Annotated in this window: 16 protein-coding genes and 1 pseudogene; 9 read left to right on the top strand and 8 right to left on the bottom strand. The window is 70.3% G+C overall.

Annotated elements, in window-relative coordinates; genetic code table 11:
* Positions 1-166: 166 nt before the first annotated feature.
* Both ACIGXX_RS23795 and ACIGXX_RS23790 read right to left on the bottom strand, forming a co-directional pair.
* Positions 167-640: a DUF6174 domain-containing protein gene (locus ACIGXX_RS23795; protein ID WP_399978500.1), complete on the bottom strand. Its 474-nt coding sequence runs from the start codon at positions 638-640 to the stop codon at positions 167-169.
* 355 nt (positions 641-995) lie between these two features.
* On the bottom strand, positions 996-1,445 hold the full coding sequence (locus tag ACIGXX_RS23790; RefSeq protein ID WP_399978497.1) for a carboxymuconolactone decarboxylase family protein: 450 nt from the start codon (positions 1,443-1,445) through the stop codon (positions 996-998).
* 179 nt (positions 1,446-1,624) lie between these two features.
* On the opposite strand from ACIGXX_RS23790, the gene ACIGXX_RS23785 reads away from it, so the two are divergent.
* Both ACIGXX_RS23785 and ACIGXX_RS23780 read left to right on the top strand, forming a co-directional pair.
* Positions 1,625-2,485 carry a sigma-70 family RNA polymerase sigma factor gene (locus tag ACIGXX_RS23785; protein WP_399978971.1) on the top strand — a complete coding sequence of 287 codons (861 nt, stop codon included), beginning with the start codon at positions 1,625-1,627 and terminating at the stop codon, positions 2,483-2,485.
* A gap of 424 nt (positions 2,486-2,909) precedes the next feature.
* Complete coding sequence (locus ACIGXX_RS23780; protein WP_399978494.1) at positions 2,910-4,385, top strand: FG-GAP-like repeat-containing protein; 1,476 nt, start codon at positions 2,910-2,912, stop codon at positions 4,383-4,385.
* A gap of 50 nt (positions 4,386-4,435) precedes the next feature.
* On the opposite strand, the gene ACIGXX_RS23775 is transcribed toward ACIGXX_RS23780, so the two are convergent.
* The gene (locus ACIGXX_RS23775; RefSeq protein ID WP_351168190.1) at positions 4,436-4,855 is read right to left on the bottom strand and encodes an arsenate reductase ArsC; all 420 of its coding nucleotides are present in this window, start codon (positions 4,853-4,855) and stop codon (positions 4,436-4,438) included.
* Between the two features lie 241 nt (positions 4,856-5,096).
* On the opposite strand from ACIGXX_RS23775, the gene ACIGXX_RS23770 reads away from it, so the two are divergent.
* Genes ACIGXX_RS23770 through ACIGXX_RS23760 form a run of 3 tightly spaced genes read left to right on the top strand, consistent with a single transcriptional unit; the run spans position 5,097 to position 6,645 of the window.
* The gene (locus ACIGXX_RS23770; RefSeq protein WP_351168188.1) at positions 5,097-5,402 is read left to right on the top strand and encodes a metalloregulator ArsR/SmtB family transcription factor; all 306 of its coding nucleotides are present in this window, start codon (positions 5,097-5,099) and stop codon (positions 5,400-5,402) included.
* The gene (arsB, locus tag ACIGXX_RS23765) at positions 5,402-6,517 is read left to right on the top strand and encodes an ACR3 family arsenite efflux transporter (protein WP_351168186.1); all 1,116 of its coding nucleotides are present in this window, start codon (positions 5,402-5,404) and stop codon (positions 6,515-6,517) included. Before ACIGXX_RS23770 ends, arsB begins: the two co-directional genes overlap by 1 nt.
* A complete protein-coding gene (locus ACIGXX_RS23760) occupies positions 6,514-6,645 on the top strand; it encodes a hypothetical protein (RefSeq protein WP_351168184.1) in 132 nt (43 codons plus the stop codon). The genes arsB and ACIGXX_RS23760 overlap by 4 nt, the downstream gene beginning before the upstream one ends.
* 31 nt (positions 6,646-6,676) lie before the next feature.
* Here the strand turns inward: ACIGXX_RS23760 and ACIGXX_RS23755 are convergent, their stop codons facing one another.
* On the bottom strand, positions 6,677-7,042 hold the full coding sequence (locus ACIGXX_RS23755) for a metalloregulator ArsR/SmtB family transcription factor (protein ID WP_351168182.1): 366 nt from the start codon (positions 7,040-7,042) through the stop codon (positions 6,677-6,679).
* A gap of 58 nt (positions 7,043-7,100) precedes the next feature.
* Here ACIGXX_RS23755 and ACIGXX_RS23750 point away from each other — a divergent pair, with 58 nt between their 5' ends.
* From ACIGXX_RS23750 to ACIGXX_RS23740, 3 genes and pseudogenes are all read left to right on the top strand, one after another.
* Positions 7,101-7,238, top strand: coding sequence for a hypothetical protein (locus ACIGXX_RS23750; RefSeq protein ID WP_399978487.1), 138 nt, complete (start codon positions 7,101-7,103; stop codon positions 7,236-7,238).
* Between the two features lie 33 nt (positions 7,239-7,271).
* Positions 7,272-8,630, top strand: a complete 1,359-nt coding sequence (locus tag ACIGXX_RS23745) for an NAD(P)-binding domain-containing protein (RefSeq protein WP_399978484.1) — start codon at positions 7,272-7,274, stop codon at positions 8,628-8,630.
* Positions 8,627-9,777 (top strand): annotated as a pseudogene (locus ACIGXX_RS23740) (MFS transporter); the annotation flags it as partial. The gene ACIGXX_RS23745 and the pseudogene ACIGXX_RS23740, both read left to right, overlap by 4 nt.
* 96 nt (positions 9,778-9,873) lie before the next feature.
* On the opposite strand, the gene ACIGXX_RS23735 reads toward ACIGXX_RS23740, so the two are convergent.
* From ACIGXX_RS23735 to ACIGXX_RS23720, 4 genes are all read right to left on the bottom strand, one after another.
* The gene (locus tag ACIGXX_RS23735; protein ID WP_399978480.1) at positions 9,874-10,662 is read right to left on the bottom strand and encodes a sulfite exporter TauE/SafE family protein; all 789 of its coding nucleotides are present in this window, start codon (positions 10,660-10,662) and stop codon (positions 9,874-9,876) included.
* Positions 10,663-10,895: 233 nt separating this feature from the next.
* On the bottom strand, positions 10,896-11,279 hold the full coding sequence (locus ACIGXX_RS23730) for a hypothetical protein (RefSeq protein ID WP_399978477.1): 384 nt from the start codon (positions 11,277-11,279) through the stop codon (positions 10,896-10,898).
* Positions 11,280-11,335: 56 nt separating this feature from the next.
* Positions 11,336-12,142: a hypothetical protein gene (locus tag ACIGXX_RS23725; RefSeq protein ID WP_399978474.1), complete on the bottom strand. Its 807-nt coding sequence runs from the start codon at positions 12,140-12,142 to the stop codon at positions 11,336-11,338.
* Entirely contained in the window at positions 12,139-12,723 is a 585-nt protein-coding gene (locus tag ACIGXX_RS23720) for an RNA polymerase sigma factor (protein WP_399978471.1), read from the bottom strand. Before ACIGXX_RS23720 ends, ACIGXX_RS23725 begins: the two co-directional genes overlap by 4 nt.
* Positions 12,724-13,023: 300 nt before the next feature.
* Here ACIGXX_RS23720 and ACIGXX_RS23715 point away from each other — a divergent pair, with 300 nt between their 5' ends.
* Positions 13,024-13,683 carry a hypothetical protein gene (locus tag ACIGXX_RS23715; RefSeq protein WP_399978468.1) on the top strand — a complete coding sequence of 220 codons (660 nt, stop codon included), beginning with the start codon at positions 13,024-13,026 and terminating at the stop codon, positions 13,681-13,683.
* Positions 13,684-13,739 lie beyond the last annotated feature (56 nt).

The raw sequence follows: 13,739 nt of genomic DNA, 5'->3' as shown, positions 1-13,739 counted from the left end.
GAATCGGATCACGGCAGTACAGAAGTGGAAGGTTCCGGGCGCCTCGTGCACTACGACCGACCGGCGGCGGAAGCGTCGTCGGGTCGGCACCGGACCTGATCCAAAGCGATCGACCCGGCCGGTGACCGTTCGCGGCTCGCCGGATACCTCTCGGGCCCCATCTCCCCTAGCCGTCGCTGGGTGCGTAGGCGGTGATGACGTACAAGGCCTCGTCGTCGATCGCGTTCTCGTCCCAGTCCAGCGAGATCCGCACGGGGTGTCCGTCGGCCGCGTACTTCGCCTCCGCCGTGTGCGCCCCGTCGCGCCGGGCTTGTTCCATCTCGCGCAACAGCTCGGCGATGGTGGGTACTTCACCGGGCAGCTGCTTCACCACTCGCCGACCGCTCTCGTCGAGACCGACCGACTTGGTCACCTTGCCGTCGCGCACGGTCACGCGGAGAGTGCCGAGCAGGGAGCGTTCCCCCTCGCTCGACTTCAACGTGTAGGTGTACGAGGAGGGCTGCTTCCAGGTGGCTTCGCTCTGCGTCGCTGAGCGCGTGGAGGTGGAGGCCTCCGTGCCGCAAGCGGCAGTCGCGCCGATGAGCCCTGCGATCAGGGCCACAGTGGACACGGCGTGGAGGCTGAAGCGTGCGGCAGGCATGGTGGCTCCCTTGACGAACGGTTACCACTACGACGCTGATCGGCCCGGCAACGTTCGGTCGGTGTCTCCGAGGCGGCCTGCGGCCGGCGCGTTGGCGGCTGTCCGATGTGGCGCCAACCGGAGGCCGGGAGAGACGCGGTCGCGATGGCGGTGATGATCTCGACGGCGTGCTGGAGGCGGGGGATGCCCCGGGCGCCGAGGCGGGTGACGGCCGTGATGCGGTTTCGCCTGCGCCGCAACCCGCCCCAACAGACGGCACTACCCGGTGCGATACAGCGCTGGCGCCCCACCCGGCCACACATCCCGCGCCCCGACCGACGGCTGTTCGCGGTCGCGGGACGACGCCCCGCCCGACTCACCAGGTCTTGCCGGCCTGCTCCCGGACCGCCCGGTTGAGCCGGTTGAAGAAGTTGGTCATCGCGATCACCAGGGTGATCGCGCCCAGTTGGTCCTCGCTGAAGTGGTCGGCGGCGGCGTCCCAGATCTCGTCGGTCACCCCCGGTGCTCCGTCCTGGAGCCGAGTGGCCGCCTCGGTCAGGGCGAGGGCCGCGCGCTCCTCATCGGTGTAGAAGGGCGTCTCGCGCCACGCCACCACGTTGTGCAGTCGCTCCTCTGTCTCACCGGCCTTCTTCGCCGACTGTATTCCGGCGAAGACGCAGGGGCTGCAGCCGTTGATCTGGCTGGCGCGCAAGTGGACCAGGGACAGCAGTTGCTCGTCCACGCCCCCGGCGTGAACCGCCTTGTAGAGGTGCTGGATCGCTGTGATCACATCGGGATTGGCCGGGCTTGTCATGCGTGCTTCCATCGGACCTGCTCCTTCATCGGTTGCCTGCTCGGTTACCTGCGCCCCTCCGGGCCCGTCATCACCCATGACGGAGCAGAGCCGAGGAAGGTAACAACATGTCCGACACCAGCCCGATGGACAGCCCGGTGGACCCGAGGGACCCCGTGGACCGGATAGACCCGGTGGACCCGGTGGACCCGATGGACCCGGTGGCCGAGACGTTCGAGGCCCAGCGCGAGCGGTTGCGCGCGGTCGCCCATCGCATGCTCGGATCGCACGCCGATGCCGAGGACGTGGTCCAGGAGGCGTGGTTGCGGCTCTCGCGCCAGGACGCGGCGACCATCCACAACCTCGCCGGCTGGCTGACCACGGTGGTCGGCCGGATCAGCCTCGACGTCCTGCGCTCGCGCCAGGCACGCCCGGAGGCGTCCTACGACGACGGCCTGTCCGAGCTCGTCGTGACGCTCGACGACGGCCCTGCCCCCGAGGACGACGCGGTGCTCGCCGACTCGGTCGGGCTCGCGCTGCTCGTCGTCCTGGAGTCGCTGAGACCGAGCGAGCGGCTGGCGTTCGTCCTGCACGACCTGTTCGCGGTGCCGTTCGACGAGATCGGCCAGATCCTCGGCAGGTCCACCGCCGCAACCAAGATGCTCGCCAGCCGCGCCCGCAGGAAGGTACAGACGGTCGAGCGGCCGAACGGAGTCGGACGCGAGCAGCGAGAGGTGGTCCAGGCGTTCCTGACGGCGGCTCGCCACGGCGACTTCGAGGGATTGCTGCGGGTACTCGACCCCGAGGTGAAACTGACCGTCGACACCCCGTCCGGCGTCGTGGTCGCCCTCGGCGCCACCAAGGTCGCGGCCGGTGCGCGACTGTCGGCCAGCGCAGCCACACAGGGGCGGACGGTGCTCGTCAACGGCCTCCCGGGGGTCATGTCCTGGCACGAGGACGGCACCCCGCTCTCGGTCCTCGCGTTCACCGTCGTCGACGGCCGGATCACCGACATCACGGTGGCGATCGACCCGGCCAAGCTCGCGCTGATGGACCTGCCGGACCCGAGGTGAGTCTCCGCGAGTCCTTGCCGGCCCGATGCGGGTCCCTGCGATGCCCTCCGGGCAGGCCGATCCGCAGGCGCCCGGCGCCGCAGGTGCAGCCGCGGTCGCTTGCCGTCAGCTCCGGTACGCCGACACTCCGCCGACGGGCGAACAAGCCGCCATCGGCGACGACACCGGCACCACCTCGCTCAGCGGCAACGGCGGCCGAGCAGGCCTTCGGCAACAGCAGCACCGAGGGAGACTGCCGGTCGAGGCGCAGCGCGCGACACAACGACCTCACCAGAGCATCAGTCCTGCCTCCTCCAGCCTCATCGGTCACCGGTCCGTTCAAATGCCGTTCAGCGCACAACCATCGGCCGTTTCCGCGTGTCTCGCAGGTGAATCACATTTGCGCGCACGCGTCTCGACATCGCTCGCGCTTCGAGGAGGAACCGTGGGCATCCGCCGACCTGCCATATCGACCGCCGTGGCCGCCGCCCTGATCGGGTCGTTCAGCGTGCCGATCGTTGCCGGCACCGCATCTGCGAAGGACACCGCCGCCACCGTGCGCGAGGACTTCGACGGCGACGGCTACCAGGACGTCGCCGTCGCAGCTCCCGGCGCGAAGGTCGGGGGTCATGCCTCGGCCGGCTACATCACGATCAGCTACGGCTCGGCGCACGGCCTCGACCCCGCGCGCACCACGGTCATCACCCAGGACACCCCCGGCGTGCCCGGCGCCTCCGGCGACAACCAGGTCTTCGGCTACGAGATGATCTCCCGCGACCTGGACGGCGACGGCCTGACCGACCTGGCGGCGGTCGCCCGTGACTACCGCCCGGAGAACAACGTCAACGGATCGGTGATCGTCCTGTGGGGCGCAAAGGCCGGAATCTCCGGTCAGGGCGCCGTCCGTATCGGCGCACCGGCGAACGCCCAGGTCGGCGACGACATCACCACGGGCGACTTCGACGCCGACGGGCAGCCGGATCTGTTCATGGGCAACGGCGAGGACTACGACTACCACGACGTGCTCTACGGCCCCTTCGGCCGGGACGGTCTCCCCACCCGCGATCAGCAGGTGAAGGTGTACAGCACCGACAACTCCATCAACTCGACCGCCGCGGGCGACTTCAACGGCGACGGCATCGAGGACCTCGCGACGTTCTACGTCTACGAGAACCACGCCGAGGGCGGCAAGTTGTGGCTGGGCACCAAGGACGGCCTTTCCACCGTTCCGCAGCGCCTGAACTCCTCGGCCGGCACCGCCGTCGCCGACTTCGACCAAGACGGCTACGCCGACCTCGCCACCCGGATCTTCCCCAACGGTGACACCGAGGGCACCGAGGAGGACCCCGGCACCGTCAAGATCTACTACGGTTCGCCGTCCGGCCCCAGCCAGACCCGCACGCAGACGATCACGCAGAACACGGCGGGTGTGCCCGGGGCCAACGAGAAGGGCGACCAGTTCGGCGGCCGGCTGAGCGCAGGCGACGCGAACGGCGACGGATACCCCGACCTGGCCGTCGGCGTCCCCGGCGAGGCGATCGGTTCGAAGGCGAAGGCCGGCGCCGTGGTGCTGCTCAAGGGCGCCAAGGGCGGGCTCACCGGCAAGGGCGCCCAGGCCTTCCACCAGGACACGGCGGGCGTACCGGGTGTCGCGGAGTCCGGCGACGTGTTCGGCGGGTCGGCACGACTGCTCGACGTGACGCGGGACGGCAAGGCGGACCTGCTCGCGGGGGCGCCGGGCGAGAACCTGGGTACCGTCGTGAACGGCGGCGCGGTGTGGCTGCTGCGCGGCACCGCCTCCGGCGCGACGGCCTCGAACTCGGCCGCGCAGAACCCGACGGACATCGGGGCCCCGGCGGCGAAGGCGTTGTTCGGCGCGAACCTGAGCGGCGACAACGGCCCCGGAACGGTGATCCCCTAGTGCGCGCCACAGAAGGCCTTCGGCCGACAATTGACTGACACAGAGCGGACTTACGCCGTCCGCTGCGCGTCGATCTCGGCGATGAGGGCCTCGATGCGGGTCTTGATCTCGTCGCGGATGGGGCGGACGGCGACGACTCCCTGGCCGGCCGGGTCATCCAGCGCCCAGTCGAGGTACGTCTTGCCGGGGAAGATCGGGCAGGCGTCGCCGCAGCCCATGGTGATGACGTAGTCGGACGCCTGAACGGCTTCGGTGGTCAGGACCTTCGGCTGCTGGGCGGAGATGTCGACACCGACCTCCCTCATGGCCTCGACCGCCGCCGGGTTGACCTGGTTGCCGGGGACGGACCCGGCGGAGCGGACCTCGATCCGGTCGCCCGCGAGGTGGTCGAGGAATCCGGCGGCCATCTGCGAGCGGCCTGCGTTGTGGACGCAGACGAAGAGCACGGAGGCGAGAGGGGAGGTGGTCATGGCGTCTTCCTTCACAAGCATGAGCGGTAGCTATGAGTGGTCAACGGGTTTCTGTGCCCCAGGCATGGGCGAGGACATCCAGGCATTCACCGGCGAACCGCTCGGACAGCACCCACCAGGCAGGTGCGTGGAAGAGGGGGAGACGGTCACCAGGGAACCCTTCATCAGGGGCCCCTTCCGGCGGGCCCTACGGTTCAGCCTAGACTGGTATCAGCTCCAACTGATGTGACAGTATCAGTCCATGCTGACTTCAGTCGATGCTGATGTGATTCGGGTGCTGGGTGACCCGCTCCGCCTGCAGATCGTGACCCTCCTCGCCCAGGAGACGCTCTGCACGACCCACCTGGTGGAAGAGACCGGCGCCAAGCAGACCAACCTCTCCAACCACATGAAGGTGCTGCGTGAGGCGGGTCTGGTGGAGACCGAGCCGTGCGGCCGCTTCACCTACTACAAACTGCGCCCCGAGGTTCTGACCTCTCTCTCCGGGCGGTTCGCCGAGCTGGCCGCCTCCGCCCGCACCGCGGCCGACAACAAGAGGGCCTGCTGATGAGCCGCACCGACACGGCGCCGCGGAGCGACCAGGCAGCGGCACCGTCCGGCGACGGCATCGTCGCCAAGCTCTCCACCCTGGACCGCTATCTGGCCGTATGGATCCTGCTGGCCATGGCCGTCGGCCTGGGCCTTGGCCGACTGGTCCCGGGCATGAACGACGCTCTGGCGAAGATCGAGGTCGGCGGCATCTCGCTGCCGATTGCGCTCGGCCTGCTCGTGATGATGTACCCGGTCCTTGCCAAGGTCCGCTACGACAGGCTCGACACGGTCACCGGCGACAAGAAGCTGATGGCGTCCTCGCTGGTCATCAACTGGATCGTCGGCCCGGCCGTCATGTTCGCCCTCGCGTGGATCTTCCTGCCGGACCTGCCCGAATACCGCACCGGCCTGATCATCGTCGGCCTGGCCCGCTGCATCGCCATGGTCATCATCTGGAACGATCTGGCCTGCGGCGACCGCGAGGCCGCGGCCGTCCTGGTCGCCCTCAACTCCGTCTTCCAGGTCATCGCGTTCGGCCTGCTGGGCTGGCTCTACCTCGACCTGCTGCCGGGCTGGCTGGGTCTGGGCGACGGCGAGCACCTCGACATCTCCATGTGGAAGATCGCGCTGAACGTCGTCATCTTCCTCGGCATCCCACTGCTGGCCGGATTCCTCACCCGCCGCATCGGCGAGAAGAAGATGGGCCGGGCGAAGTACGAGTCCAACTTCCTTCCGAAGATCGGCCCGTGGGCGCTGTACGGACTCCTGTTCACCATCGTCATCCTCTTCGCCCTCCAGGGGAAGACCATCACCTCGCAGCCGCTGGACGTCGTACGGATCGCGCTGCCGCTCCTGGTGTACTTCGCCGTCATGTTCTTCGGCACGTTCCTGCTGGGCAAAGGCCTGGGCCTGGCCTACGACCGCACCGCGACCCTCGCGTTCACGGCCGCGGGCAACAACTTCGAGCTGGCCATCGCCGTCGCGATTGCCACCTTCGGTGTCACCTCGGGCCAGGCGCTGTCCGGCGTGGTCGGCCCGCTCATCGAAGTCCCGGTGCTGATCGGCCTGGTGTACGTCGCCCTGGCCTGGCGCAAGAAGTTCAACACTCAAGGCCTGACGACGGCCCCGTGACGCACACGGCGGACGTGGTGGTGATCGGCGGCGGGCAGGCAGGGTTCGCCGCCGATCGCCACCTGCGCCGCAAGAAGCTCGACTTGGTCGTCCTCGACGCGCTGAAGGATTACCTGGCGCGCTGCTGACCGCCGGGCCGCAGCTGACCGGCGGCTGGGGTCAGACGCGTAGGTCGAGCATGGCGGACATCGCCGCGACCACGGAGGGCGCCACCTTGTAGTACACCCAGGTTCCGCGACGCTCGGAGGTCAGCAGGCCCGCGTCCTTGAGCTTCTTCAGGTGGTGGGAGACGGTCGGCTGGGAGACGCCGACGTCGGAGATGTCGCACACGCACGCCTCGCCGCCCGCATGCGAGGCGACCTTGGAGAACAGGCGCAGCCGCACCGGGTCGGCCAGTGCCTTGAACATGGCGGCCATTCGCTCGGCGTCCTCAGGGGAGAGCTCCCCGGCGGTGATCGGCGGGCAGCACGGCACCACGGCCTCGGTGTCCAGCACCGGCAGTTCGACAACCTTCGACTTCGACATGTGTCTATGTTGACACCCATCGATACCAGTGGCAAGCTCCAGGCATCGAATGACATCGATGGATGTCGAAACAAGGGGGCGCCGCCTCGCCGGAGTCAGCTTCTGCGACAGCTTCGCCCAGGTCAGCGACCGTGCCGCCCGAGTCGCGGAGATCCGCCGGCGCACCCAGCTGGCCGCCTTCCCTCACGCACGCTGACCCAGTCCACCCCGTTTGAGGAGACCGAGCATCATGAGCATCCAGCAGCTCCCCGTCATCGTCATCGGCGCCGGCCCCATCGGACTGGCTGCCGCCGCACACCTCGTCGAGCGCGGCATCGAGCCCCTGGTCCTGGAAGGGGGCGACAGCGCTGGTGCGGCTGTGCGCGAGTGGAGCCACGTGCGCCTGTTCTCCACCTGGGGTGAAGTCGTCGACCCCGCCGCCGAGAAGCTCCTTGCCCCCACCGGCTGGGTGAAGCCGGACGGCGCGACCTATCCCACCGGCGGCGACTGGGCCAAGAAGTACCTGCAGCCGCTGGCCGACGTCCTTGGCGACAAGGTCCGCTTCGGAGCGACGGTGACCGGCGTCTCCCGCCAGGGCCGTGACCGTGTCGTCGACGCCGACCGCGACCAGCAGCCCTTCACCGTGCACATCCAGAACGCCGACGGCAGCGAGCAGCGGCTCGTCGCCCGCGCCGTCGTCGACGCCTCCGGCACCTGGTCCACGCCCAGCCCCATCGGCGGCGACGGCCTGCCCGCCCTCGGCGAGCGCACCGCGGGCGCGCGCGTCTCCTACCGCGTGCCCGACCTCAAGGACCCCGCCGTCCGGGCCCGTTACGCGGGCAAGCACACCGCGGTCATCGGCTCCGGCGCCTCCGCGTTCACCGCGCTCGCCTACCTGGCCGACCTCGCCAAGGAGACCCCGGGCACCCATGCGGTCTGGGTGCTGCGGCGCGGCATCGGCGGCTCGACCTTCGGCGGCGGCGAGGCGGACCAGCTGCCCGCCCGCGGCGCGCTGGGCCTGGCGGCCAAGGCAGCCGTGGACGACGGTCACGCCGATGCCGTCACCGGCTTCCGCACCGACGCCGTCGAGCGGCGCGGCGAGCAGCTGGTGCTCGTGGCCGAGGACGGACGCCGTCTCGACCCGGTCGACGAGGTCATCGTCCTCACCGGCTTCCGCCCCGACCTGTCCTTCCTCGACGAGCTGCGCCTGGGCCTCGACGAGCGCCTCCAGGCCCCCCTCGAGCTGGCCCCGCTGATCGACCCCAACCAGCACTCCTGCGGCACCGTCTACCCGCACGGCGTGGGTGAGCTCTCCCACCCGGAGAAGGACGTCTACCTGGTCGGCATGAAGAGCTACGGCCGCGCCCCGACCTTCCTGGCCATGACCGGCTACGAGCAGGTCCGCTCCATCGCCGCAGCCCTCGCCGGCGACAAGGAGGCCGCAGAGCGCGTGGAATTGACCCTGCCGGAAACCGGGGTCTGCGGAGGCGCGGGCCTCTTCGACGAGCCCGCCCCGGCCGAGGCCCAGGAGTCCGGCGGCTGCTGCGCGACCCCGTCCACCGTCCAGATCGGCATCGGAGCCCCGGCCGCCACATCGGGCGGCTGCTGACCGACGCCGACGCGAACGCGACCGCGGCCGATGCCGGAACAGCGGTTCCGGAACGGTCGCGGCCGCGCGCCGTGTTGCCCGCGCTGTGCGCCACCCAGATCACCAGCTGGGGGATCGTCTACTGCGCCTTCCCGGTGCTCAACTCCCGTAGACCGGCGGACACCGGCTGGTCCACGACCTCGACGACCGCCGCATTCTCCGCAGCCCTGCTGGTGTCCGCGATGGTCGACATACCCGTGGGCCGCGCCCTGGACCGGCGGGGCCCACGCGCCGTGATGACCGGTGGATCGGTGCTTGCCGTCGCCGCGATCCTCGCGATCGCCTGCGCGCCCAACCCCACCGCGTTCACCGCCGCGTGGCTGCTGGCCGGAGTCGCGATGGCCGCCACCTTCTACCAGCCCGCGTTCGCCGCCATCACCCGCTGGTGGGGCGAGCAGAGAATCCGCGCCTTCACCGTCGTCACCCTCGCCGGGGGCTGGCCTCCACCGTCTTCGCCCCGCTCACCGCCGCGCTCGCCGCCCACTTCGACTGACGCACGACGTACGCCCTCCTGGCACTGATCCTCGCCGCGGTAACCATCCCTGCCCACGCCCTCGCCCTGCGGGCCCCCTGGCCGCCGACCCCCGCGCCACGGTTCGACCGGGAGACCGCGACCAGCGCGTCGATCATCCGCAGCCGCCCCTCCCTGCTCCTGACCGCCGCCCTCACCCTCAACGGCTTCGCGATCTACGCGGTCGTCATCGCCCTCGTACCTCTCCTGACAGAACGCGGCGCCAGCTCCCTCCGTCGCCGCGTGGGCGCTCGGCCTGGGCGGCGCGGGCCAGACCCTCGGCCGAACGATGTACGCAACTCTGGCTCGTGTACGGGAGTCACCCACCGCACGGTCGCCCTCATCGCGCTGGGCGGCGCCACCACGGCTGCCCTCGGCCTCGTTCCCGGACCGATCCCGCTGCTCGTGGTTCTGGCGGTCCTCGCCGGCACGGTGCGCGGCAACCTCACCCTCCTCCAGGCCACCGCGGTCACCGACCGCTGGGGCGCCACGCACTGCGGCCGCCTCTCCGGCCTGCTGGCGGCACCGGTCACGGTGGCCGGTGCGCCGGCCCCCTTCGCCGGAGCCGCACTGGCGGCGGAACTTGGCGGATACCCGGCACCACCGGACGCTTGAGGGCGGGTCTCTTTCCCCTCGGCCGGTCGGTGTGAGTGTCGGAAGGGGGGACGTACGCCGACGGCGGGGTAGGCGGCCTCAGTTCAGATTCTGGGCGGCGTACAGCGCGCCGAGGGCGGCGGCGAGGAGGCCCAGAAGCAGGCGCAACGCGGTTTCCGGGAGCCGAGGTTGCAGGCGGGCGCCTAGGTAGCCGCCGATCAGACCGCCGAGGCCGCAGGCCAGGCCCAGCCGCCAGTCCGGTGCGACGGCTCCGGAGCTCGCCGGGGCCAGTACGGCGTACGCGGCAGCCCCGGCGACGGAGGTGGTGAACGTCGCGGCGAGCGTGGCCGGTGCGAGGCGGGCCAGTGGCATGCCGCGCGCGGCGAGGAGGGGACCGAGCAGGGAACCGCCGCCGATCCCGTAGATGCCGCCCACCACCCCGACGGCCAGAGCCAGGGCGGCGAGCGCGGGCGCCGACGGCTCGCCCGCGCGGGGATGCCGCCGGGCGGGGGGCGGACGCAGGGTGCGCAGACACAGCCAGGTGCCCAGTGGCAGCAGGAGGGCGGCGACCAGCATGCGGAAGACGTGCGGGCCGGGAAGGGCGAAGACCCGGATGGCGGCGCCGAGGATGACGCCGGGCAGCGTCCAGGCGACGAGGCGCCGGGCGAGGCGGCCGCGCAGAGCGCCGTCGCGACGGTAGCGCCAGAGGGCGCCAGGACCGGCCACCACGTTGAACAGCAGGTTCGTCGGTGTGACCGCGGGGCTGGGCACCCCGAGGACGCTGAGCTGGACCGGGAGGAGGAAGACCGCACCGGAGACACCGACGGGCGCGGTCAGCGTCGAGATCAGCAGGCCGGCCGCGAGCCCTGCCCAGATCGTCCAGTCCACCGCCGCTCCTGCCGCTCCCGACGCTGCCGCCGTTCCTCGATCGCCCGGTCAGTATCGACGGATGGGGCCGCGCGGACGTGGGCCGGCAACGAGATGTTCACGAGCAGCAGGTGCAGCCCTGCTCGCAGCCGCATGCGTCCGCGTCCCCGATGCGGTCCTTCGGATCTGCTCGGCAGCGGAGCCCCGCCGTTGTGGCGGGGCTCCGTTACGGGACCATCTGCTGGTACGGGGGGCTACCGGTTGGCTGGGGCGGCCTGACGGGAGTCCTTGTCGTTCTTCCAGCGGTCGATCACGCGGCGCCCGAGGTCGTAGGCCATGCCGAGTGCGATCAGGACGATGCACGGCCAGACATAGACCGGCTCGACGTTGCCGGTGGCGATGGCCACGGTGAGGCCGGTGCCGCCCGTCACGGCGCTGCCTCCGGAAATGATGGTGGAACGCGGGGCGGGGAAGCTCACTTCGACCCGTCGCGCCCCGGCGCCGCCTCCTGTGGCGCCGCCCATGCCGTCGCCTCTCAACAGGGTGGTGGTAGGGCCCGCGACGTGGGCGGGGAGATGGCACTTGTCGGGCTGCGCCATCGCCTCGGCGTCCTGCTTCGCCCGACGCTTGGACGGCATAGCGGTCTCCTTCAACGGCTCGTCCTGTAGGGAACCTTGGGGCAGGGAGCGGTCTGCTACGGCCGCTTCTTCACGTTGCTCTCTCCGGTCACGATGCGCACGGTGCGGCGCGTGCGGGACCGCTCGCGAATCTCACGCAGGAGGCGGGCGTGCATCAGCTGGCTGCTTCGCGCGTTCCGGCTCTGCTCGTCGTGCAGGTAGCGCGCTGCTCGGGCCGTGCGGGCCGTGGCCCGGATGGACGCCATGGCCCTCCGAAAGGCCACGCCGAACCACATGCTGGCGACCACCAGGGCCGCCACGGGGAAGATCCCTCCCGGAGCGGTGAAAAACACCAGGGCCGCTACGGCGACGAGGACGCAACCGAGGCTGAGGCCGAAACGCACCGTGCGCCTCCAACGGCCCGTGCCGGGAACCGTGTTGGCGTTGCGCGACTGCCTCGAGCGCCCGCCCGTCCGCTCGAAGGGGGCAGGGTCGGGGTACTTCGTGGAGTCCAGGGTGATGATCAACCGGTCGCTCGGCTGCTGCTTGGGGATCTCGCTTTCGGCAGCCGGGGCGGCGAACGCCTCCTCGAGAGCCTGGGTCTCCTCCCTGCGCGCTCGCTGCCCCGCGCTCCGACGCAGGACTTCGGCCAAGTGCCGGTCGTAGTCGACGTAGGGGAGTTCGTCGAATCCCGGCTCCTCCAGCAGATGCTCTTGGACGATGGGGAACAGCATGTCCTCGATCACCGCGTCGCAGTGGTCAGGATCCTCCGCACGGCCCTCCTCCGCACGGCCTTTCGGGAACGGGATCTGGACGGGCGGGACGATGCGCGGGAGTTCAGGGGTGGTGCCGTCCTGACGCGGGAAATCGCTGTCCGAAGTCATTCTCCTGCCTCCTTATGCGTTGTCCTGGGGGTGCGTGGCTCCCTTATCAAGTCCGGGTAGTGGGCGGTGATGATGGTGCGCGCCCTGGCGGTCGCCCTTCGGTAGTGCGACTTCTCGGTGTTGACGGGGATGTCTTTGATGGCTGCTCGCTCCTCGGGCCCGTATCCCCAGGAGCCGAGGTACAGGCTCACCCGCTGTGAGTGCGGAAGCCGGGCGAGGACTTCGTACAACTGCTGCCGTGTGGTGATGAGCGCGAGCGGGTCCTCGATGATGTGCGCGGACAGGGCGCCCCGGTCGCCGGTGTCCTCGACTTTGCGGTGCGGGTTGTCCTTGCCGAGCCTGCGGTTCTCCTGGCGCAGGCGCTCGATGGCCCTGCGGCGCAGCACGGTGTGGAACATCGCCCCCGGGCTCTCGAACATCCACCAGCCGTCGTGGATCGTGGCCAGGGCGTCGTTCGTGGCCTCCTCCGCATCGGCCTGCCGCAGCCCCAGCCGCAGCCCGATGGCGATGCCGACCCGAAGGTGCCGGCGGAAGAAGCGGAGGAAGGCGGGATCTTGCTCCGCCGGTGGGTGGCCGGTCACTCGCCCTCGCTCTCTGATCCGATCATCGCCTTCGCTCCGGTGGTCTCGGGGGGCGGGCCTCAGAGGGCCCCTTCACTCAAGTAGTCGATGGCGGGTGCCTTCAGGGGTGCACTCGCGATGAAACTCCTCCAAGGGCGGTGATGCGGGGCCCGAGTGGTACGTGGTGTTCAGGGGTAGACCGGCGAAGCGATGAGAGAACTGCCGGGCATTCGGGCGCCGTAGGGGACACCTGCGGCGGCTGGATGTCATGAACTGGACATCCGCACTCTTGTGGTGCGTCAGGAGAGGGGCGATGACGCCATGAACAGATCAGTCTTCACAGGGGCGGTCCGCACGAGTCTCGCACTCGGCACGGCCCTGGCGTCGACCGTGCTGTGCGCCACGGCGAGTGCGGCTGTGCCTGCGGCGGACGGCGGCACGGAAACGACCGCCGTCGCGCGTGCGGGTACGGCCGCCGTCGCGCGTGCGGGTACCGAACGCGGTTGCCCCGTCGTGTACTTCGACCTGGGCGAGACCCTGGTGCACACCGCCGACGCCGGCAGTACCAGCTATCAGCCCGGCGCGGCCTCCTATCTGCGAGCTCTGCGTGAACGGCACATCAGGATCGGCCTGATCACCAACGTTCCGTCCTCCTGGGGCGCGACCGACGCCGAGCGTGCCGCACGGCTGAAGAAGGAGGTCGATGCCACGTGGCGGGGCTCGGCGCCCTTCGCCTGGAGGGACTTCGGCGACCGGATTCTCACGCCCCGCACGGAGGCGGAACGCAAACCGGCGCCCGCCCTTTGGGAACGTGCGAAGGCCGGCTCGGGCCGCTGCCGCCTCGTCTACCAGGCGGAGACGGCCGAAGAGGTCAACGTCGCGGCCTCGCTCGGCTATGTGCCGTACCAGGTCGCCCGGCCCCACAGGCCCGCGTTCCTCCCGGTCCGACTGATCGAACTCCTCGGCCACCGGACCCGTTGACCGACGTCCGTACGCTCCCGGAGGGTCTGTGGCACCCGGCGGGGCTGTGACGGAAC

Source organism: Streptomyces sp. NPDC055243, from assembly GCF_044544025.1.
GTDB lineage: Bacteria > Actinomycetota > Actinomycetes > Streptomycetales > Streptomycetaceae > Streptomyces.
The sequence above is the reverse complement of the archived record's forward strand: the minus strand, read 5'-3'. Positions and strand labels throughout refer to the sequence as shown.